The organism is Massilia sp. DJPM01 (assembly GCF_030348125.1).
GTDB classification, from domain to species: Bacteria; Pseudomonadota; Gammaproteobacteria; order Burkholderiales; family Burkholderiaceae_D; genus Telluria_A; species Telluria_A frigida.
The window spans coordinates 70,395-88,540 of the sequence record NZ_JAQOZV010000031.1; the positions used below are offsets into that span (position 1 = coordinate 70,395).

At 64.0% G+C, this 18,146-nt stretch carries 17 protein-coding genes; 11 read left to right on the plus strand and 6 right to left on the minus strand.

Features of this window, described 5'->3' with window-relative positions; all coding sequences use genetic code 11:
- The first annotated feature begins 16 nt into the window (after window positions 1–16).
- The 3 genes from acnD (at window position 17) to PO883_RS19850 (ending at window position 7,596) form a co-directional block, all read left to right on the plus strand.
- On the plus strand, window positions 17–2,614 hold the full coding sequence (acnD, locus tag PO883_RS19840) for a Fe/S-dependent 2-methylisocitrate dehydratase AcnD (RefSeq protein ID WP_289311279.1): 2,598 nt from the start codon (window positions 17–19) through the stop codon (window positions 2,612–2,614).
- Complete coding sequence (prpF, locus tag PO883_RS19845; protein WP_289311292.1) at window positions 2,614–3,804, plus strand: 2-methylaconitate cis-trans isomerase PrpF; 1,191 nt, start codon at window positions 2,614–2,616, stop codon at window positions 3,802–3,804. Before acnD ends, prpF begins: the two co-directional genes overlap by 1 nt.
- Before the next feature lie 177 nt (window positions 3,805–3,981).
- Window positions 3,982–7,596, plus strand: a complete 3,615-nt coding sequence (locus tag PO883_RS19850) for an EAL domain-containing protein (protein WP_289311280.1) — start codon at window positions 3,982–3,984, stop codon at window positions 7,594–7,596.
- Between the two features lie 293 nt (window positions 7,597–7,889).
- On the opposite strand, the gene xth is transcribed toward PO883_RS19850, so the two are convergent.
- Window positions 7,890–8,663 (minus strand): exodeoxyribonuclease III, encoded by a 774-nt coding sequence (gene xth, locus PO883_RS19855; RefSeq protein ID WP_289311293.1) that lies wholly within the window; start codon window positions 8,661–8,663, stop codon window positions 7,890–7,892.
- A 475-nt stretch (window positions 8,664–9,138) separates the two neighbouring features.
- Between xth and PO883_RS19860 the strand changes: the two genes are divergently transcribed.
- From PO883_RS19860 to PO883_RS19875, 4 genes are all read left to right on the plus strand, one after another.
- Window positions 9,139–9,516 (plus strand): hypothetical protein, encoded by a 378-nt coding sequence (locus tag PO883_RS19860; protein WP_289311281.1) that lies wholly within the window; start codon window positions 9,139–9,141, stop codon window positions 9,514–9,516.
- The gene (locus tag PO883_RS19865) at window positions 9,516–9,770 is read left to right on the plus strand and encodes a DUF1653 domain-containing protein (protein ID WP_289311282.1); all 255 of its coding nucleotides are present in this window, start codon (window positions 9,516–9,518) and stop codon (window positions 9,768–9,770) included. Before PO883_RS19860 ends, PO883_RS19865 begins: the two co-directional genes overlap by 1 nt.
- The gene (locus tag PO883_RS19870; protein ID WP_370662636.1) at window positions 9,767–10,234 is read left to right on the plus strand and encodes a CreA family protein; all 468 of its coding nucleotides are present in this window, start codon (window positions 9,767–9,769) and stop codon (window positions 10,232–10,234) included. The genes PO883_RS19865 and PO883_RS19870 overlap by 4 nt, the downstream gene beginning before the upstream one ends.
- Before the next feature lie 83 nt (window positions 10,235–10,317).
- Entirely contained in the window at window positions 10,318–10,773 is a 456-nt protein-coding gene (locus PO883_RS19875) for a hypothetical protein (RefSeq protein ID WP_289311283.1), read from the plus strand.
- A gap of 70 nt (window positions 10,774–10,843) precedes the next feature.
- Here PO883_RS19875 and PO883_RS19880 read toward each other — a convergent pair whose 3' ends face one another.
- Window positions 10,844–12,337 carry a leucyl aminopeptidase gene (locus PO883_RS19880; RefSeq protein ID WP_289311284.1) on the minus strand — a complete coding sequence of 498 codons (1,494 nt, stop codon included), beginning with the start codon at window positions 12,335–12,337 and terminating at the stop codon, window positions 10,844–10,846.
- Window positions 12,338–12,396: 59 nt separating this feature from the next.
- Between PO883_RS19880 and lptF the strand changes: the two genes are divergently transcribed.
- The 3 genes from lptF to PO883_RS19895 are packed head-to-tail and all read left to right on the plus strand — an operon-like array spanning window position 12,397 to window position 15,106.
- Window positions 12,397–13,539 carry an LPS export ABC transporter permease LptF gene (lptF, locus tag PO883_RS19885; protein ID WP_167085526.1) on the plus strand — a complete coding sequence of 381 codons (1,143 nt, stop codon included), beginning with the start codon at window positions 12,397–12,399 and terminating at the stop codon, window positions 13,537–13,539.
- Window positions 13,536–14,741, plus strand: coding sequence for an LPS export ABC transporter permease LptG (lptG, locus tag PO883_RS19890; RefSeq protein ID WP_289311285.1), 1,206 nt, complete (start codon window positions 13,536–13,538; stop codon window positions 14,739–14,741). The genes lptF and lptG overlap by 4 nt, the downstream gene beginning before the upstream one ends.
- The gene (locus PO883_RS19895) at window positions 14,741–15,106 is read left to right on the plus strand and encodes a sirohydrochlorin chelatase (protein ID WP_289311286.1); all 366 of its coding nucleotides are present in this window, start codon (window positions 14,741–14,743) and stop codon (window positions 15,104–15,106) included. Before lptG ends, PO883_RS19895 begins: the two co-directional genes overlap by 1 nt.
- Before the next feature lie 14 nt (window positions 15,107–15,120).
- Here the strand turns inward: PO883_RS19895 and PO883_RS19900 are convergent, their stop codons facing one another.
- Window positions 15,121–16,140 (minus strand): LacI family DNA-binding transcriptional regulator, encoded by a 1,020-nt coding sequence (locus PO883_RS19900; RefSeq protein ID WP_289311287.1) that lies wholly within the window; start codon window positions 16,138–16,140, stop codon window positions 15,121–15,123.
- Window positions 16,141–16,407: 267 nt separating this feature from the next.
- Between PO883_RS19900 and PO883_RS19905 the strand changes: the two genes are divergently transcribed.
- A complete protein-coding gene (locus tag PO883_RS19905) occupies window positions 16,408–16,539 on the plus strand; it encodes a hypothetical protein (RefSeq protein ID WP_289311288.1) in 132 nt (43 codons plus the stop codon).
- Between the two features lie 13 nt (window positions 16,540–16,552).
- On the opposite strand, the gene PO883_RS19910 is transcribed toward PO883_RS19905, so the two are convergent.
- The 3 genes from PO883_RS19910 to PO883_RS19920 form a co-directional block, all read right to left on the minus strand.
- Window positions 16,553–16,870 carry a hypothetical protein gene (locus PO883_RS19910; RefSeq protein ID WP_289311289.1) on the minus strand — a complete coding sequence of 106 codons (318 nt, stop codon included), beginning with the start codon at window positions 16,868–16,870 and terminating at the stop codon, window positions 16,553–16,555.
- A 69-nt stretch (window positions 16,871–16,939) separates the two neighbouring features.
- The gene (gene hemP, locus PO883_RS19915) at window positions 16,940–17,116 is read right to left on the minus strand and encodes a hemin uptake protein HemP (RefSeq protein WP_099881501.1); all 177 of its coding nucleotides are present in this window, start codon (window positions 17,114–17,116) and stop codon (window positions 16,940–16,942) included.
- Window positions 17,117–17,149: 33 nt separating this feature from the next.
- Window positions 17,150–18,146, minus strand: a 997-nt coding sequence (locus PO883_RS19920; RefSeq protein ID WP_289311290.1) for an AraC family transcriptional regulator, incomplete at its 5' end; no start/stop codon positions are given.

Genomic DNA, 18,146 nt, shown 5'->3' on the forward strand with positions numbered 1-18,146 from the left:
GAAGTAAGGAGCCGACATGAATACGAATCACCGCAAGAACCTGCCGGGGACCGCACTCGATCACTTCGACGCGCGCGCCGCGGTCGACGCCATCGAGCCTGGCGCCTATGACAAGCTGCCGTACACCTCGCGCGTGCTGGCTGAAAACCTGGTGCGCCGTTGCGACCCTGCTACGCTGGACGCCTCGCTGGGCCAACTGATCGGCCGCAAGCGCGACCTCGACTTCCCGTGGTTTCCAGCGCGCGTGGTCTGCCACGACATCCTCGGCCAGACCGCGCTGGTCGACCTGGCCGGCCTGCGCGACGCCATTGCCCTGCAGGGCGGCGACCCGGCGCTGGTCAACCCGGTGGTGCCGACCCAGCTCGTGGTCGACCATTCGCTGGCAGTCGAATGCGGTGGTTTCGATCCCGACGCCTTCAACAAGAACCGCGCCATCGAGGATCGCCGCAACGAAGACCGTTTCGACTTCATCAACTGGACCAAGAAGGCGTTCAAGAACGTCGACGTGATCCCGCCGGGTAACGGCATCCTGCACCAGATCAATCTGGAGCGCATGTCGCCGGTGATCCAGGTGCAGGGCGGCGTGGCCTTTCCGGACACCCTGGTCGGCACCGACTCGCACACCCCGATGGTCGACGCGCTCGGCGTGATCGCGATCGGTGTCGGCGGCCTGGAAGCCGAAAGCGTGATGCTGGGCCGCGCCTCATGGATGCGCCTGCCCGACATCATCGGCGTCGAACTGACCGGTAAACCGCAGCCGGGCATCACCGCCACCGACACCGTGCTGGCGCTGACCGAATTCCTGCGCAAGCAGAAGGTCGTCTCGTCCTATCTGGAGTTCTACGGCGAAGGCGCCGCCCACCTGACCCTGGGCGACCGCGCGACGATCTCCAACATGGCGCCGGAATACGGCTCCACCGCCGCGATGTTCTACATCGACGAGCAGACCATCAAGTACCTCAAGCTGACCGGCCGCGACGACGAACTGGTCAAGCTGGTCGAGCTGTATGCGAAGCACACCGGCTTGTGGGGCGATACGCTCAAGAACGCCGAGTATGAGCGCGTGCTGCGCTTCGACCTGTCATCGGTGGTGCGCACCATCGCCGGCCCGTCCAATCCGCACAACCGCGTGCCGACCTCGGAGCTGGCCGCGCGCGGCATCAGCGGCGTGGTCGAAAACGAGCCCGGCCTGATGCCCGACGGCGCTGTCATCATCGCGGCCATTACCAGCTGCACCAACACCAACAACCCGCGCAACATGATCGCCGCCGGCCTGCTCGCGCGTAACGCCAACCAGCTTGGCCTGACGCGCAAGCCCTGGGTCAAAAGCTCGCTGGCGCCAGGCTCCAAGGCCGTCACCTTGTACCTGGAAGACGCCGGCCTGATGCCGGAACTGGAAGCGCTCGGCTTCGGTGTCGTCGCCTACGCCTGCACCACCTGCAACGGCATGTCCGGGGCGCTCGATCCTGTGATTCAGAAGGAAGTGGTGGAGCGCGACCTGTACGCGACCGCCGTCCTGTCGGGCAACCGCAACTTCGATGGCCGCATCCACCCGTACGCGAAACAGGCCTTCCTCGCTTCGCCGCCGCTGGTGGTGGCCTACGCGATCGCCGGCACGATCCGCTTCGACATCGAGAAGGACGTGCTGGGCGTCGGCGCCGACGGCAAGCCGGTCACGCTCAAGGATATCTGGCCGAGCGACGAGGAGATCGACGCACTGGTGGCGTCCAGCGTCAAGCCGGCGCACTTCCACAAGGTCTACATTCCGATGTTCGCCAAGCAGGAAGACGACGGCATCAAGGTCAGCCCGCTGTACGACTGGCGTCCGAATACCACCTACATCCGCCGTCCGCCGTACTGGGAAGGCGCGCTGGCCGGTGCGCGTACGCTGGCGGGCATGCGTCCGCTCGCGGTCCTGGGCGACAACATCACCACCGACCACCTGTCGCCGTCGAACGCGATCATGCTCGATTCCGCCGCCGGCGAATACCTGGCGAAAATGGGCCTGCCGGAGGAAGACTTCAATTCCTACGCCACCCACCGCGGCGACCACCTGACCGCGCAGCGCGCCACCTTCGCCAATCCGACCCTGAAAAACGAGATGGTCGTGGTCGACGGCAAGGTCAAGGCAGGCTCGCTGGCGCGCATCGAACCGGAAGGCACGGTCACCCGCATGTGGGAAGCGATCCAGACCTACATGGAGCGCAAGCAGCCGCTGATCATCATCGCTGGCGCCGACTATGGCCAGGGCTCCTCGCGCGACTGGGCCGCCAAGGGCGTGCGCCTGGCCGGCGTGGAAGCCATCGTGGCCGAAGGCTTCGAGCGCATCCACCGCACCAACCTGGTGGGCATGGGCGTGCTGCCGCTGGAGTTCGAACCTGGCGTAAACCGCATCACCCTGGCGATCGACGGCAGCGAAACCTTTAGCGTGTTGGGCGAACGCACCCCGCGCGCCACGCTCACGCTGGTGATCACGCAGGTGTCCGGCGACACGGTCGAAGTGCCGGTCATCTGCCGTCTGGACACCGCCGAGGAAGTGGCGATCTACGAAGCCGGCGGCGTGCTGCAGCGCTTCGCCCAGGACTTCCTCGAATCGACCGTAAAGGCGGCATGATGGCGCACCTACCTCAAATCCGGATTCCCGCCACGTATATGCGCGGCGGCACCAGCAAGGGTGTGTTCTTCCGGCTGCAAGACCTGCCCGAGGCGGCGCAGGTGGCGGGCGCCGCGCGCGACGCGCTGCTGCTGCGCGTGATCGGCAGCCCCGACCCCTACGGCAAGCAGATCGACGGCATGGGCGGCGCCACCTCGAGCACCAGCAAGACGGTGATCCTGTCGAAAAGCGGCAAACCCGAGCACGACGTCGACTACCTGTTTGGCCAGGTCGCCATCGACAAGGCCTTTGTCGACTGGAGCGGCAACTGCGGCAACCTGTCCGCCGCGGTGGGCTCGTTCGCCATCGGCGCCGGGCTGGTGGACGCCGCCCGCGTTCCGCACGATGGCGTGGCCGTGGTGCGTATCTGGCAAGCCAACATTGGCAAGACCATCATCGCGCACGTGCCAATGACGGGCGGCGCGGTGCAGGAAACCGGCGCCTTCGAACTCGATGGCGTGACCTTTCCGGCGGCCGAAGTGCAGCTCGAATTCATGAATCCGGCGGCGGAAGAAGAGGGCGCCGGCGGCGCCATGTTCCCGACCGGGCAGGTGGTCGACGATCTCGACGTGCCCGGCCTCGGCACGCTCCAGGTCACCATGATCAACGCCGGCATTCCGACCATTTTCGTCAATGCCAAGGCGATCGGCTACACCGGCACCGAGCTGCAGGATGCGGTCAACGGCGACCCGCAAGCGCTGGCCATGTTCGAAGCGATCCGCGCGCATGGCGCCGTGCGCATGGGCCTCATCAAGCATGTGGACCAAGCGGCCACGCGCCAGCACACGCCCAAGGTGGCCTTCGTGGCACCGCCGGCGGACTATGTGTCGTCGAGCGGCAAGCAGGTCGCGGCGGCCGATATCGACCTGCTGGTGCGCGCCATGTCGATGGGCAAGCTGCATCACGCGATGATGGGCACCGCCGCCGTGGCCATCGGCACCGCGGCGGCCATTCCCGGCACCCTGGTCAGCCTGGCGGCCGGCGGCGGCGAGCGCACGGCGGTGCGCTTCGGCCATCCGTCCGGCACCCTGCGCGTGGGTGCCGAAGCGACCCAGGTCGATGGCGACTGGCGCGTCGCCAGGGCCATCATGAGCCGCAGCGCGCGCGTGCTGATGGAAGGCTGGGTGCGCGTGCCCGGCGACGCCTTCTGAGGCCTTCCAGGGCCTTCCACGGTCCGCGATGACGATCTGTCAAGGCCCGCCATGCATGCTGCGTGGCGGGCCTGTCCGTTTTTTGGCGTTTGCGCCTATATCCGGCCCAATTGTGGTTTATGATCGGCTGTCCGCTGCCCGCCACGGAGGCGCCGGATTGATGCCGTAGTGGGGGACATGGATCGCGTATTCACCAAACCTGATTTCGTCGCTGAAGCGCTTGAGCTGATCGCGTCGCCCGCCTGTGCCTGCGACGCGCACGGCATCGTCTACGCCTGCAACGCCGCCTTGTGCGGCCTGCTCGGCATCGATCCATCGGGCCAGTCCCTGGTCGGCCTTTTCGCCCCCGCCATGCGCGAGGACGCCGCGCTGCGCATGCGCGGTGGTGCCGACCAGCTGTGGGAAAGCGCGCTGCACGCCGGCGGCAACGACATCGCGGTCCAGGTGCTGGCCAAGGCGCTGGCGGCCGGCGGCGCCACCTTCGTGTTCACCGATATCCGCCGCTTCGACCGCGACCAGGCCGCGCTGCGCACCACGCTGCTCGAACAGAAGGCGATTCTCGAGAACGCCGCCGTCGGCATCATCCTCAGCAAGAACCGCGTGATCTGCGAATGCAATATCCGCGCCGCCGAAATCTTCGGCTACACCGCCGATGAGCTGATCGGCGCGGCCAGCGTCACCGTTTTCCCCAGCGCGCGCAGCTACGAGCAAATGAGCAGCGAGGCCGGTCCCCGGCTCGCCGCCGGCGGCTCCTACGCCGGCGAAGTGCGCCTGCGCCGCAAGGACGGCGTGCTGCTCTGGTGCCGCCTGTACGGGCGCGCGGTCGACCCGCGCGACGAGTTGCACGGCACCATCTGGATCGTCGAAGACATCGACGAACTGCACCAGAACGAAACGCGCCTGCGCCGCGCCCTGCTCGAAATGCAGGCGATCATGGACAACGCCCCGCTGGGCATCGCCTTCCAGCGCGACAACCGCATCCTGCGCTACAACCAGCAGTTCGGCCGCTACTTCGGCTTTGCCGGCGAGACGGGGCTCGGCCACGGTGCCGCCGAACTGTTCGTCTCCGCGGCCGGCCACGAGGCCATGCAGCGCGAGGCGCAGCCGCTGCTGCGCGCCGGCCGCCCCTACCAGTCCGACATCGAGATGCTGCGCCAGGACGGCAGCACCTTCTGGGCGCACGCCTACATCTACGCCATCAACGCCGGGCGCGGCAAGCAGGACACCATCTGGATCGTGGACGACCGCAGCGCGCAAAAGGCGGCCGAGGAAGCGACCCGCCAGGTGCTGCTGGAGCAGAAGGCGATTCTGGACAATGCCTCGGTCGGCATCCTGTTCAGCCGCAACGGCATCATGTTGTCCTGTAACCCGCGCATGGCCGACATGTTCGGCTACGCGCGCGACGAAATGATCGGGCGCCCGGCGGTGGACGTGTTCCCGTCGCCCGAAGCGTACGCACAGTTCGGGCGCGAAGCCGGGCCGCTGCTCGGCAACGGGCTGCCGTTCGAGAAGACCGAATACCAGTTCCGCCAACGCGACGGCACCCTGTTCTGGTGCCGCGTGCGCGCGCAGACGGTCGACGCCGAACGGCGCGAAGAAGGCACCATCTGGATTCTCGAAGACGTGACCGAAGCGCGCCAGACCCTGGTCGAGGTGCAGGCCATCATGACCAACGCCTCGGTCAGCATCCTGTTCACCAAGAACCGCATCATCACACGCTACAACCGCGGCTTTGCCGACATGTTCGGCTACACCGGCAACGAGGGCCTCGGCCTGCCTGGGCGCGCGCTGTACCCCAGCGACGAAGCGTATGCCGCCATCGGCGCGGCGGCCGGGCCGCTGCTCTCGATCGGCAAGCCGTTTCATACAGAAGTCGAGATGGCGCGCAAGGACGGCAGCATCCTGTGGGCGCAACTGATCGCCTACGTCGTCAATCCGGCCGAACCGGGGCAGGGCACGATCTGGATCATCGAAGACCGCACGGACGCCAAGCGCGCCGAGGAATCGCTGCGCAACGCGCTGCTGGAAAACCAGGCCATTCTCGACAGCGCGGTGCTCGGCATCGCGGTGGTCGAACACGGCATGAACCTGCGCTGCAACGCCAAGATGGAAGAACTGTTCGGCTTCGGGGCGGGCGAAGTGGCGGGGCTCTCGGTGCGCGAGCTGTACCCCGACCGCGCCAGCTGGGAACTGGCCCGTGGCGAGACCGCGCGCGACTTTCGCGAGGGGCGGGTCCACATGGCCGAGTACCGGCTGGTGCGCAAGGATGGCAGCACGTTCTGGGCGCGCCTGTCGGGGCGTCCGTTCGACCTGGCGCATGCGAGCGGACGCTCGGTGTGGCTGGTCGACGACGTGACCGCGCGGCGCGAGGCCGGCGAAGCGGTGCTGCGCGCGCGCGACGAACTGGAAGTGCGGGTGCTGGAGCGCACCGCCGAACTGGCTGGTGCCAATGCGCTGCTGCAGGGCGAGATCGTCGAACGGCGCCAGGCCGAGGCGAGGGTCAACCACATGGCCTATCACGACAGCCTGACCGGGCTTCCCAACCGTGCCTTGCTGTCGGACCGGCTGGACCATGCGATGCTGGGCGTGAAGCGCTCCGGCGGCAAGCTGGCCGTCATGTTCATCGACCTGGACCGCTTCAAGACCATCAACGATTCGCTGGGCCACCTGATGGGCGACCGCCTGCTCAAGGAAGTGGCCGGGCGCCTGTGCAACGCGGTGCGCGGCAGCGACACCGTGGCGCGCCTCGGCGGCGACGAATTCGTGGTGCTGGTGCCGGGCATCGACAGCCAGGCCGAAAGCACCCAGGTAGCCGAGAAGATCATCGCCGTGCTGGCGCTGCCGTTTCCGTTCGACGGACGCCTGCTGCACATCACGCCATCGATCGGCATCTGCATGTACCCCGACGATGGCGGCGACGTCGCGACCCTGATGCGGCATGCCGATGCGGCCATGTATCACGCCAAGGCCAATGGCCGCAACAACTACCAGTACTTCACCGAGCGCATGAACGTCGCGGCGGCGCAGCACTTCGAGCTCGAAAGCGCGCTGCGCGGCGCGCTGGCGCAGGAAGAATTCGAGCTGTTCTACCAGCCGATCATCGATATCGGAACGCGCCGCGTGCACACCATGGAAGTGCTGCTGCGCTGGCGCCGTCCGGGGCACGGCCTGGTGCTGCCGGACCACTTCATCCCCATCATCGAAGAAAATGGCCTGATCGTACCGATTGGCGAATGGGTGATGCGGCGCGCGTGCGAGCAAAGCATGGCGTGGCAGCGGCAGGGGATGGCGGCGGTGCCGCTGGCGGTCAATTTGTCGCCGCGCCAGTTCATGCACCGCGGGCTGATCGAATCGATCCGGCGCGTGCTCGACGAAACCGGGATCGATCCGGCGCTGATCGAATTCGAGATCACCGAAACGGCGCTGATGCAGCATGGCGAACAGACGCTGGAGATTCTGGGGCAGATCAACGCCATGGGCATCCGCCTGTCGATCGACGATTTCGGCACCGGCTATTCGAGCCTGGCCTACCTGAAGCGCTTTCCGGTCAAGAAGATCAAGATCGACCGTGCCTTCATCAAGGATCTGGAGGAAAGTGCTGAAGACCGCGCGATTGTCGCGGCCATCATGGCGCTGTCGAACAGCCTGCAGCTATCGGTGGTAGCGGAAGGTGTCGAAACGGAAGCCCAGTACGCCCTGCTGAGCGCCCATGGCTGCCAGTACGCCCAGGGCTACCTGTTCGCCCAGCCCAGCGCCGCCGAACAAGCCCGCACCCACCTTACCCGTAACTAGTCCGACGACACGGTTCGGACTTTGGATGCAACTGCCCTCGTCGACTCCTACAACCGGGGTCTGACCTCTGATTAGAAATATTTTCGTTTCACCAAGGGAAAGCCGGGGCGGCGAACAATACGTCTGGCGCTCCCCGGGCGAAACATCGCTGAGCGCCAGGGAAAACTTGCAGAACCTGCTGTTTGGGTTTTTTTGCAACAAAAAAGTTGCGAGTCAGAGGTCAGACCCCGGTTGTGAAAAAAGTTGCGAGTCAGAGGTCAGACCCCGGTTGTGCGCTTGCCTTGCCTTGCCGATCAGCCGAGCGTGGCGATGACGGGGGCGTGGTCGGATGGCTGTTCCCATTTGCGCGGCACGCGGTCGATCGCGCACGCGGTGCAGCGCTTGGACAGGGCGTCCGACAGCAAGATGTGGTCGATCCGCAGGCCCTTGTTTTTTTGGTAACCGAGCTGCCGGTAATCCCACCAGCTGAACGATTTGTCGGCTTGCTCGAACAAACGGAACGCGTCGCTCAGTCCCAGGTCCACCAGCGCCGTCAGCGCCGCACGCTCCTTGTCCGAACACAGCACCTGGCCCGCCCAGGCGGCCGGATCGTGCACGTCGCGGTCTTCCGGCGCGATGTTGTAGTCGCCGAGGATGGCCAGGCCGCCGCCGCCGGCGTGCGCGCGCATTTCATCGGCCAGCCAATCGCGCAGCGAGGCCAGCCATGCCAGCTTGTACGCATATTTGTCGGTATCGACCGCCTGCCCATTGGGCACATAGGCGCAGATAAAGCGGACCCCGCCGATTGTTGCCGCCAGTATCCGCTGCTGCTCGTCGGGAAACAGGGGGTTGTTGCGTACGACATCAGTCAACGGTAGTTTCGACAAGATGGCCACGCCGTTATAGGTTTTCTGCCCGCTGAAGGCTACTTCGTACCCGGCTGCATTAATTTCGGAAATTGGGAACTTATCGTCCGTCAGTTTTGTCTCTTGTAGGCAAAGTACGTCGACCGGATTTGCTTCAAGCCATTGCAGTAGGTGAGCAAGTCGTACTTTGAGGGAATTAACATTCCAGGTAGCTATTTTCATGGGAGTTCTCGCAAGGCCGTTGACGCTAAAAACACTTAGTATCGCGGTAAATGTGCCGTTCATGCAAGAACATGCGCTCAGTTGCCCAAAACGGCCGTTCATGCAGCTAGCATACGCTTGTGTTATCAACACTTTTATCGAAAAAATACCGTGGAGATGTTAAACTTTGTTGTCCCCGAGATTTAACCACTCGCAAGATGTAATTAGATGTAACAACAGGAAGACAAAACAACGATTTTGGTCTATTGTTACTCATGGGGAATAAAAAATTGCATTCTTATAACGCACGGAGTAATATGTAGTTTATCGGGGCGCTGGTGGTGAGAACCAACGGTCCGAATCCGTTACGTGAAGAGTTACACGCCCTTAATGTTTGTGGCGGTTTCAATGACACAAACGGCAAGGTGGTACTAGTTAAAACAATTGTGTTTTGATTAGTGGAGAAATGCGAAGACAGCATTTGTAAAGGATTAAAATGCGAAGTGCATTTGAAGCATGGGCGCAGCGCGATGGTCATATCGTTCGACGCCGCGAAGATAAGCCCGATGAATATCTCGTGTTTGAAACACAACGTCGCTGGGTAATCTGGCAAGCGGCGCTGGCGCACGGCAAAACTGCCGCGGCGACAGCGAAATATTCGGCGCAAAAAGCCGCCTCGAAAGAGTCGGCCGAACCGGTACGCGCAAGCGCACCAGCGCCGGATGAAACCGCAGTGCGCAACCGGGTTCTGAATGAAGTCCTCGACGCTTTTAGCGACCTCGACGATACCGCTGGTATCGAAGGTGTCCTCAAGGTGATCCAGGGCTTGAAGAAGAAGCAGAAAGCTCTGGCTGAAGACAAGACAGAGAGTTGATGCAATTCCGGCACTACAAGGGTGGCCTGTACGACTTAGTGTGCGTGGCCACTCTTGAATCGGATCTCTCCGAGATGATCGTGTATCGCGCAGCGGACGGTTCTATATGGACGCGGCCGAAACAGGTGTTTTTCCAGCTGGTCGATGTCGACGGCATCCTTGTGCCGCGCTTTGCGCCGGTTTCCCAGTCTTGCCCGACACCGCGGCAGCTCCCCCCCCAGCACCCACCTCCAGGAATAAAACTATGCGAATGATCCGACTCGCACTCAGTCTCGCGCTGTCCGCTGTCGCCGCCGGCGCCGCTGCGGAAACCGTGGGCTCGGTCGATACCGCTTTCAAGCTGATTGGCCCTGACCACAAGGTCGTGGTCGAAGTGTTCGACGACCCGGCTGTCGGCGGCGTGAGCTGCTACCTGTCGCGCGCCAAGACCGGCGGCATCAAGGGTGCCGTGGGCTTGGCCGAAGACAAGGCCGAATCGTCGGTGGCGTGCCGCCAGGTCGGTCCCATCACGTTCAACGGCAAGATCCCGCGCCAGGATGAAGTCTTCAGCGAGCGCGCCTCGATTTTTTTCAAGCACGTGCGCGTGGTGCGCATGGTCGACGCCAAGCGCAATGCGCTGGTCTATCTTGTGTATTCGGACCGCCTGATCGATGGTAGCCCGAAAAACAGCGTGACCGCCGTCCCGGTGCCGGCCAACCAGCCGATTCCGGTCAAATAGCATTCATCGGGTAGTATTCAATCTAGTATTCAGGAACCCTGGGCAGCTGCCGTAAACAGGGTGAAGACCTATTTTGGATGGAGATGATGGCGACTTTTTTACGGACAGGCGCGCTGGCGCTGCTGGCCGCCCTTGGCGGCTGCGCGACGATCAGCGAATCGAACCAGCAGACACTGATGGTGCACACCATCGTCGACAACCGCGAAATCGGCGGTGCCGGCTGCGTGCTGACCAACGACAAGGGCCGCTGGTTCGTCACCTCGCCCGGCCACGTGACCGTGCAAAAGAGCGCGGGTAACCTGTTCGTCGACTGTAAAAAGGATGGCGCGAGCGCCGGCCAGGATGTGGTCGCGTCCAGGGCCAATGCCAGCGCCATCGTGGGCAATGCGGTGCTGACCGCGGGCCTCGGGTATCTGCTCGACAAACGCACCGGCGCCGGTTTTGATTATCCCGAGACGCTGACGGTGCTGATGCGCCGCACCGGCGCGCGCGACTATCAGAACGATCCGCCGGAAACAGCCGGCAGCGCGCTGCACTAGCGCGCGATCAAAAAAAAGCGGCCCGCGAGGCCGCTTTTTTCATCCTTCGATGTTGCGCTTACACGCGCGCTTAAACCCGATTAATCAGGAAGGTCGACAGCAGCGGCACCGGACGGCCGGTGGCGCCTTTTGCGCCGCCCGATTTCCATGCCGTGCCGGCGATGTCCAGGTGGGCCCAGGTGTACTTGCGCGTGAAATTCTCCAGGAAGCAGGCCGCCGTCACGCTGGCGCCGCCCGGCGTGCCGATGTTGGCCAGGTCCGCGAAGTTGGACTTGAGCTGCTCGTTGTAGATGTCTTCGATCGGCAGGCGCCACGCGGTGTCGCTGGCTGCCTTGCCGGCGGCCAGCAGCTCGCCCGCCAGCTTCTCGTGCGCGTCGTCCGAGCGCGTGAACAGGCCCGTGTTGTGATGGCCCAGTGCCACCACGCAGGCGCCGGTCAGGGTCGCGATGTCGATCACGGCGGCCGGGTTGAAACGCTCGCAGTAGGTCAGCGCGTCGCACAGCACCAGGCGGCCTTCGGCGTCGGTATTGAGCACTTCGATGGTCAGGCCGTTCATCGACGTGACGATGTCGCCCGGCTTGGTGGCACGTCCCGACGGCATGTTCTCGCACGCGGCGATCACGCCGATCACGTTCAGTTTCAGGCCCATTTCGCCGATTGCGCGGAAGGTGCCCAGCACCGACGCGGCGCCGCACATGTCGTACTTCATTTCATCCATGCCGGGACCGGCCTTGATCGAAATGCCGCCCGTGTCGAAGGTGATGCCCTTGCCGACCAATACCACCGGCGCATCCTTGGCCTTGCCGCCCATGTGCTTGAGGACGATGAACTTGGGGGCTTCTTCGCTGCCGTTGGTGACCGACAGGAAGCTGCCCATTTTCAGCGCTTCGAGCTGCTTGCGGTCCAGCACTTCGACGTCGAACTTGTAGTCCTTGGCCAGCTTGCGCGCGGTGTTGGCCAGGTAGGTCGGGGTGCAGACGTTGGCCGACAGGTTGCCCAGTTGCTTGGTCAGGTCCATGCCGTTGGCAATCGCAATCGCCTGCGCCAGCGCGGTCTTGACGTCGGACGTGGCATCGGCGGCCAGGGTGATCTTGCGCACGCCGGCAGGGGCGGGGTCCTTCTTGCTTTTCTGGCCGTCGGTGCGGAAAACGCTCTCGTGGGCGGCGCAGACGATGGTGCGCACGGCCCAGGAAACGTCGCGCTCTTTCACATCCGTCATGGGTAGTGCGATAATGGCGTCCGCGGCGCCGAGCGAGGCGAAAGCCTTGAGCGTCGCGTTCACTGCGGAAGTGAAGCTTTTTTCGCTGACCGTCTCGTCGTTGCCCAGCCCGACCAGCAGTACGCGCGCCGCGCCGGTGCCGGAAATGCCACGCAACAGCAGGGTCGTACCAGCTTTGCCGGTAATGTCGCCGGACTTGAGCGCAGCCGTGATTTCACCACCCTGGTCGAGGGCTTTTGCAGCCTGCGACAGTTTTTTGTTTTCGAATACCGCAACCGCGACGCATCCGGTTTTGGCCGACGTGATGGTGTTCTTTGTGTCGAATGCTTTTATGCTAAAGTCCATTTGAATCTCCGTTTCGTGTTTGTGACGCGCACTGCCTAACCTGTGATTATAACTTTCGAATGATCTTTCAACGCGCCCTGCAACGTGAATTAGCCAGTTCGGCCGGGACGACTTTCACGGTGCTGTTTTCCATCGTCGCCACGTGGACCCTGATCGCCATCCTCGGCAAGGCCGCAGGCGGAAAGGTGGCGTCGAGCGACGTGCTGGCATTGATCGCCTTCGCAACACTGAATTATCTGCCAACTATCCTGACTCTCACCAGCTTTATTTCGGTACTGGCGGTGGTCACGCGCAGCTACCGCGATTCCGAAATGGTGGTCTGGTTCGCATCGGGCCTGTCGCTCACGCGCTGGATCCGTCCCATCCTCACCTTCGGCATTCCCATGATGATCCTGACCGGCGCCCTGAGCCTGTTCGTGACACCCTGGGCCAAGATGAAAAGCACCGAATTCGTCCAGCGTTTCGAAAAGCGCGAAGACCTGAAAAAAGTCTCGCCCGGCCAGTTCAAGGAATCGGCGTCCAGCAACCGCGTGTTTTTCGTGGAAGGCGTCACCGGCGAATCGACCGTGGTGCAGAATGTGTTCGTCAACACCATCGAGAAGAACATCAACTCCGTCATCGTCGCCAAGGAAGGCGTGATCGAGTCCGACGGCAAGGGCGGCCAGTTCCTGGTGCTCAAGAACGGACGGCGCTACCAGGGCGTGCCGGGACAGGCCGATTTTCAATCGATGGAGTTCGGCCGCTACAGCATGCGCGTGGCGGCCAAGAGCGCGGCGATGGGGGGCGATGTCTCGTCCGACGCCATGTCCACCAGCGAGCTGCTGGCCACGCCCAACCGCTTTACCCAGTCCGAACTGCTGTACCGCATCGCCGCGCCTATCACCTGCCTGCTCCTGATCCTGCTGGCCATTCCGCTCGGCTTCGTCAATCCGCGCGCCGGCAGCGCGGCCAACCTGATCATCGCGCTGCTGATCTTCTTCACCTACATTAACCTGACCAAGCTGGCCGAAGCCAATGTCCGCCAGGGCAAGTCCGATTTCTACATGGCCTGGTGGCCGCTGCACCTGGTGGTGGCGGTTCTCACCGTCGGCATGTTCGCCTGGCGCCTGAACGTCAACCATCGCTATCACCCACTGGTATTGTGGGCTGCGCTCAAGCGCGGCGGCATCGGGCGCTGCGCGCCGAAGGGAGGCGCAAAATGAAAATCCTTCAACGCTATTTCGCGGTCTCGATCGCGCAGGCCGTCGCCTTCGTGCTGGTCGCCTTCCTGGCGCTGAGCGCCTTCATGGACCTGACCGGCGAACTGCCGTCGGTGGGCAAGGAAGGCTATGCGATCCAGCACGCCTTTTTATACGTGCTGCTGCGCGTGCCCTTCCACGTGTACGAGGTGATGCCGGTGGCGACCCTGATCGGCACCATCTACACGATGGCGCAGTTCGCGTCGAGCTCCGAGTTCACCATCATGCGGGCGTCGAGCATGTCGACCCAGATGGCGGCGTGGATGCTGTTCAAGATCGGCATCGTGTTCGTCCTCATCACCTTTGTGTTCGGCGAACTGATTGCGCCGCGCACCGCGCCGCTGGCGGAAAAGCTCAAGCTCAGCGCGCGCGGCGCCACCGTCTCGCAGGAATTCCGTTCCGGGATGTGGACCAAGGATATCGTGCGCACCGAGGGCACCAAGGGCAGCGTCACCGGCTCGCGCTTTTTCAACGTGCGCCAGTTCCGCACCGACGGCCAGATGCTCGATGTGCGGCTGTACGAGTTCGATACCAACTTCCGCATGCGCTCCCTGATCACCGCCGCGCGCGCCGTCTTCACCGGCAACAGTACCTGGCGCCTGGAAGACGTGACGGAAACGCGCTTCGCCAATACGCGCGAGCTGCCCCCGCCGGGCGGCAAACCGGCCGCCGGCGCCGGCAAACCGGCCGCCGGCGCCAGCGCGCAAAGCATGTTCGGCCAGGAGACCAGCGTGGTCACCACCCGCAAGCTGCCCAGCTTGGACCTGGTGTCCGAGATCACGCCGAAGATCATTTCGGTCTCGGCCTCGGACCCGGTGCGCATGTCGGCCACCGAACTGGCCATCTACACGCGCCACCTGTCCGAAAACAAGCAGGAGACCGAGCGTTTCAAGATCGCGTTCTGGAAAAAGCTGTTCGATCCGCTGGCCATTTTCGTGCTGATGGCGCTGGCGCTGCCGTTCGCCTACCTGCACACCCGCAGCGGCGGCGTGAGTCTCAAGATCTTCGTTGGCATCATGATCGGGGTCGGCTTCATTTTGATCAATAACCTGTTCGCCAGCGTCGGCCGGCTCAGTGCCATGCCGGCCATCCTGGTGGCGATCGCCCCGAGCTTGCTGTTCCTGCTATTGGCCCTTGCGGCGCTATGGTGGGTGGAAAGACACTGATGACCCGCGCCCTGATCCTGTTTGCCCACGGCGCCCGCGCCGCCACCTGGGCGGCGCCCTTCGAGCGCTTGCGCGAACTGACCCAGGCGCGCGTACCAGGCGTAGCGGTGTCGCTGGCCTTCCTCGAACTGATGGAGCCGCGCCTGCCCGAGCGCGTGGCCGAACTGGCCGCGCAGGGCGTCACGGCGGTGACGGTGGTGCCGGTATTCCTGGGGCAGGGCGGGCATTTGCTGCGCGACCTGCCGCTGATCGTCGCGCAGTTGCGCCTCGATCATCCGGGCCTGGACATCACGGTGTCGGGCGCGGTCGGGGAAGATGCGAGCGTGCTGGCTGCGATGACCGATTTCTGCGTGGCGCAGCTGTAAGCTTTAACCCGGCGTCAGCGCACCCGGCGCGTGGTTTCGCGCACCACCAGTTCGAGCGGCGGAATCTGCGCCATGACCGGTTCGCCGTTGATCAGTGCCAGCAGGGCATTGGTGGCGATGCGGCCCATGTCGTACAAAGGCTGGCGGATCGTGGTCAGCGGCGGCGTGGTGTACGAGGACCCCGGCAAATCATCGAAGCCGACCAGCGAAATGTCGTCCGGTACCCGGATCCCCTTGCGGTACAGGCACAATCTCACCCCATACGCACTCAGGTCATTGGCCGCAAACACCGCCGTGAACTGCTGGTTGGTCTCGAACAGATGGTTCACCGCCAGCAGGCCGCCGGATTCGTGGAAGTCGCCGCCGACCACCAGGTTGGCGTCGTACTCGATATCGGATTCCTTCAGCGCGCGCTTGTAGCCGGTCAGGCGTTCGTCGGCATCGCGGTGGTGCGACGGCCCGGTGACGAAGGCGATGCGCCGGTGTCCCAGTTCGACCAGGTGGCGCACCGCCATGAAGGCGCCGTTTTCATTATCGAGCTTGAACCCGAGCGCGCTTTTGGTACGCAGTTCGCGCCCGGTGGAGACGATCGGGCGCTGGTTCGCAAACTGCAAAATAGTGTCGTCGCCCAGGTGGCCGGACAGCAGGATGATGCCGTCGACCTTGCGCGCGAGCAGAAGGCGGATGCGTTCCGTTTCTTCGACCGCGTTCCAGTGGCCGCTCACGATCACCGATGCGTAGCCGGTACCCTTCAAGCCATCGTCGACGCCACGCAGGGTCTCGTCGAAAAACGGGCTCGAAATATCCTGCACCACGATCCCGATGGTCATCGAGCGCCCCTTCTTGAGGCCCTGTGCCATCTGGTTCGGCGCGAAGTGCATCTTTTCGATCGCCGCCATCACGGCGGTGCGTTTGTCTTCGGAGACTTTGGCGGTGCCGTTCAAAATGCGCGACACGGTGCTGGGCGAGACGCCGGCGTGACGCGCGACGTCGATCAGGGTGGAAGGGGGGGCAGCGTTGTCGTGGTCTGTCAAGGGATGGGTCCTGGTAGGGGGCGGGACGGCTGTCACCGCGAGATTACCATAACTGGAACGACCCACGAAATAAACAGCCGCCCAGAGTGTACACAGCTTGAGAGATTTTGAAAACGTTTTCATGTGCAGTGACTGGACTGGCTGCGGTGACGCACCCGGCGCGACGCGGCATCGGCACGATCAGCACCCCATCCGGTGGCCCACAGCACCCGCATCCTCGCCGCTGCCGCCCCACGCTCCGGCAGGAGTGCGCTACACCGCAACGGCGTGCCGGATACCACGACGGTGGCGCTGGCCGCCACCTTCAACAGCCGGGCGGGCGATGGCGCGCCGCCCGAACCCATTGGCGCGATCAGGTGGCGGGTCACGCCGGCGCCGCTGACATCCGCGGCTACCTGATCGCCGCCTGATCTTACTGGCGCGCGCCGCCCACGAAGCGCTTGAACAAGGTCGGGCGCGACGGACGCGGGAGGGCCTGGTCGACCACCGCCGCCCATTGCTCCGACAATTGCTGGCAGGTGGCGCGCAGCACCGGATTGAGGTCGCCATGGCTGGCCAGCGCCTTGAGGTGGCGCTCGATCACGGAGGCCAGCTTCAGGCACGGCCCGGCCTGGGACGCATTGGCGCTGTAGTGGGACATCAGGTGCAGCGCGGCGGACACCAGCAGTTCGGGCTGGGGCGGCGCGCTGGCCGATGCGGTAAATGCGGGACCTGCCATGTCGATAGCCATTGCGTTGCTCCTGTCAAAAGGGGGGGGCTGGCTTGCGCGTGCAACGCTGGCTGGCTGGGGGTTGGTGGTTCAGGCGGTCAGGATCAGCTTGTTAAGCCGGGTGACCCGCAATTCATAGATTTTGCCGTCGTGTTCGATCTGGATCGACTTGCCCTGGCGCAGCAGTTCCTGGCTGTTGACGCGCAGCGGAAGCGCAGGTGCGACTGGCGCCGGGATCGCGCGCACGGGTTGTTGGGTGGTATTCATCGCTGCCTTTCAGTGAATGAGAACAATTCTCATTTAGATTATGGCTGATGTATCTCCCGATTGCAAGCGGTAAGCGTCCAGGCTTTGCCGCAACAGCATGGGCGTCATGCCGGTCCAGCGTTTGAAGGAGCGGCGGAAGTTGTTTGCGTCGTGAAAACCCAAGTGGCGCGCGACCGCATCGTTGTCGTGCCGCCCGCCGTGGAACAGGTGCAGGGCGACGTGCGCGCGCACCTGGTCGAGTTCGGCCTGGAAGTGGCTGCCGTGGCGCGCCAGGTGGCGTTTCAGGGTGGCCGGACTGACGCCGAACTGGAGCGCGCACTGTTCCAGCGTGGGCACGCTGCGGATGTGCTCCAGCAGATAATCGTAGAGGGCGCACAGCAGGCTGCGCTGGCTGCCACCGGCATGCGCCGCATCGACGCTGCGTAGCGCCACCGCCGCCGCCATCGCATTCGCGCGCGGCCAGGGGCGGTCGAGCCATGCGGCGTCGATCAGCATGGCGTCGAGATGGCAGTGAAAGCGCAGCTGCTGGCCCAGGTGCACCTCGTGCTGCTCGGTGTAGCGCGGCGGCGTGCGGTTGAAGCAGTAGCGCCATGGCAGGCGCGTGCCGCCCAGCCAGCGGCACATCGCGGACATGGCCGTCATGTGCATCTCGACCAAAAATGCGCGCTGCTGGCCGGCGCCGAAACTGTCGCTCCAGTACAGCACACCGAGTCCGCCTTCCTCGCGAAAGCGCGGCGCCAGCAAGGGGCATAGCTGCATCTGGAAGCGCACCAGCAGCGCGATCGCTTCGCGCAGGCTGTGCGCGTGCGTCAGCGCGTGGCTGAGCGCGCCGAAGTGCCCGGGCAGCATCTGCTGGCCCAGCATGAAGCTCGTTTCCGGGCTTTTTAAGCCGGCGGCGACGTTGGCCAGCAACTGCAGGTATTCGGTGGGGCTGATGGCGTGCTGCGCATCGGGCGCCTGCACATCGTCCATGCCGGTGCCGGCCAGGATCGCGCGCGGCGCCAGCTCGCGGCTGCGCGCGTAGTCGAGC

Coding starts and splice junctions, on each gene's coding strand:
- acnD (WP_289311279.1), top strand. CDS start 17: ATGAATACGAATCACCGCAAGAACCTGCCGGGGACCGCACTCGATCAC.
- prpF (WP_289311292.1), top strand. CDS start 2,614: ATGGCGCACCTACCTCAAATCCGGATTCCCGCCACGTATATGCGCGGC.
- PO883_RS19850 (WP_289311280.1), top strand. CDS start 3,982: ATGGATCGCGTATTCACCAAACCTGATTTCGTCGCTGAAGCGCTTGAG.
- xth (WP_289311293.1), bottom strand. CDS start 8,663: ATGAAAATAGCTACCTGGAATGTTAATTCCCTCAAAGTACGACTTGCT.
- PO883_RS19860 (WP_289311281.1), top strand. CDS start 9,139: ATGCGAAGTGCATTTGAAGCATGGGCGCAGCGCGATGGTCATATCGTT.
- PO883_RS19865 (WP_289311282.1), top strand. CDS start 9,516: ATGCAATTCCGGCACTACAAGGGTGGCCTGTACGACTTAGTGTGCGTG.
- PO883_RS19870 (WP_370662636.1), top strand. CDS start 9,767: ATGATCCGACTCGCACTCAGTCTCGCGCTGTCCGCTGTCGCCGCCGGC.
- PO883_RS19875 (WP_289311283.1), top strand. CDS start 10,318: ATGATGGCGACTTTTTTACGGACAGGCGCGCTGGCGCTGCTGGCCGCC.
- PO883_RS19880 (WP_289311284.1), bottom strand. CDS start 12,337: ATGGACTTTAGCATAAAAGCATTCGACACAAAGAACACCATCACGTCG.
- lptF (WP_167085526.1), top strand. CDS start 12,397: ATGATCTTTCAACGCGCCCTGCAACGTGAATTAGCCAGTTCGGCCGGG.
- lptG (WP_289311285.1), top strand. CDS start 13,536: ATGAAAATCCTTCAACGCTATTTCGCGGTCTCGATCGCGCAGGCCGTC.
- PO883_RS19895 (WP_289311286.1), top strand. CDS start 14,741: ATGACCCGCGCCCTGATCCTGTTTGCCCACGGCGCCCGCGCCGCCACC.
- PO883_RS19910 (WP_289311289.1), bottom strand. CDS start 16,870: ATGGCTATCGACATGGCAGGTCCCGCATTTACCGCATCGGCCAGCGCG.
- hemP (WP_099881501.1), bottom strand. CDS start 17,116: ATGAATACCACCCAACAACCCGTGCGCGCGATCCCGGCGCCAGTCGCA.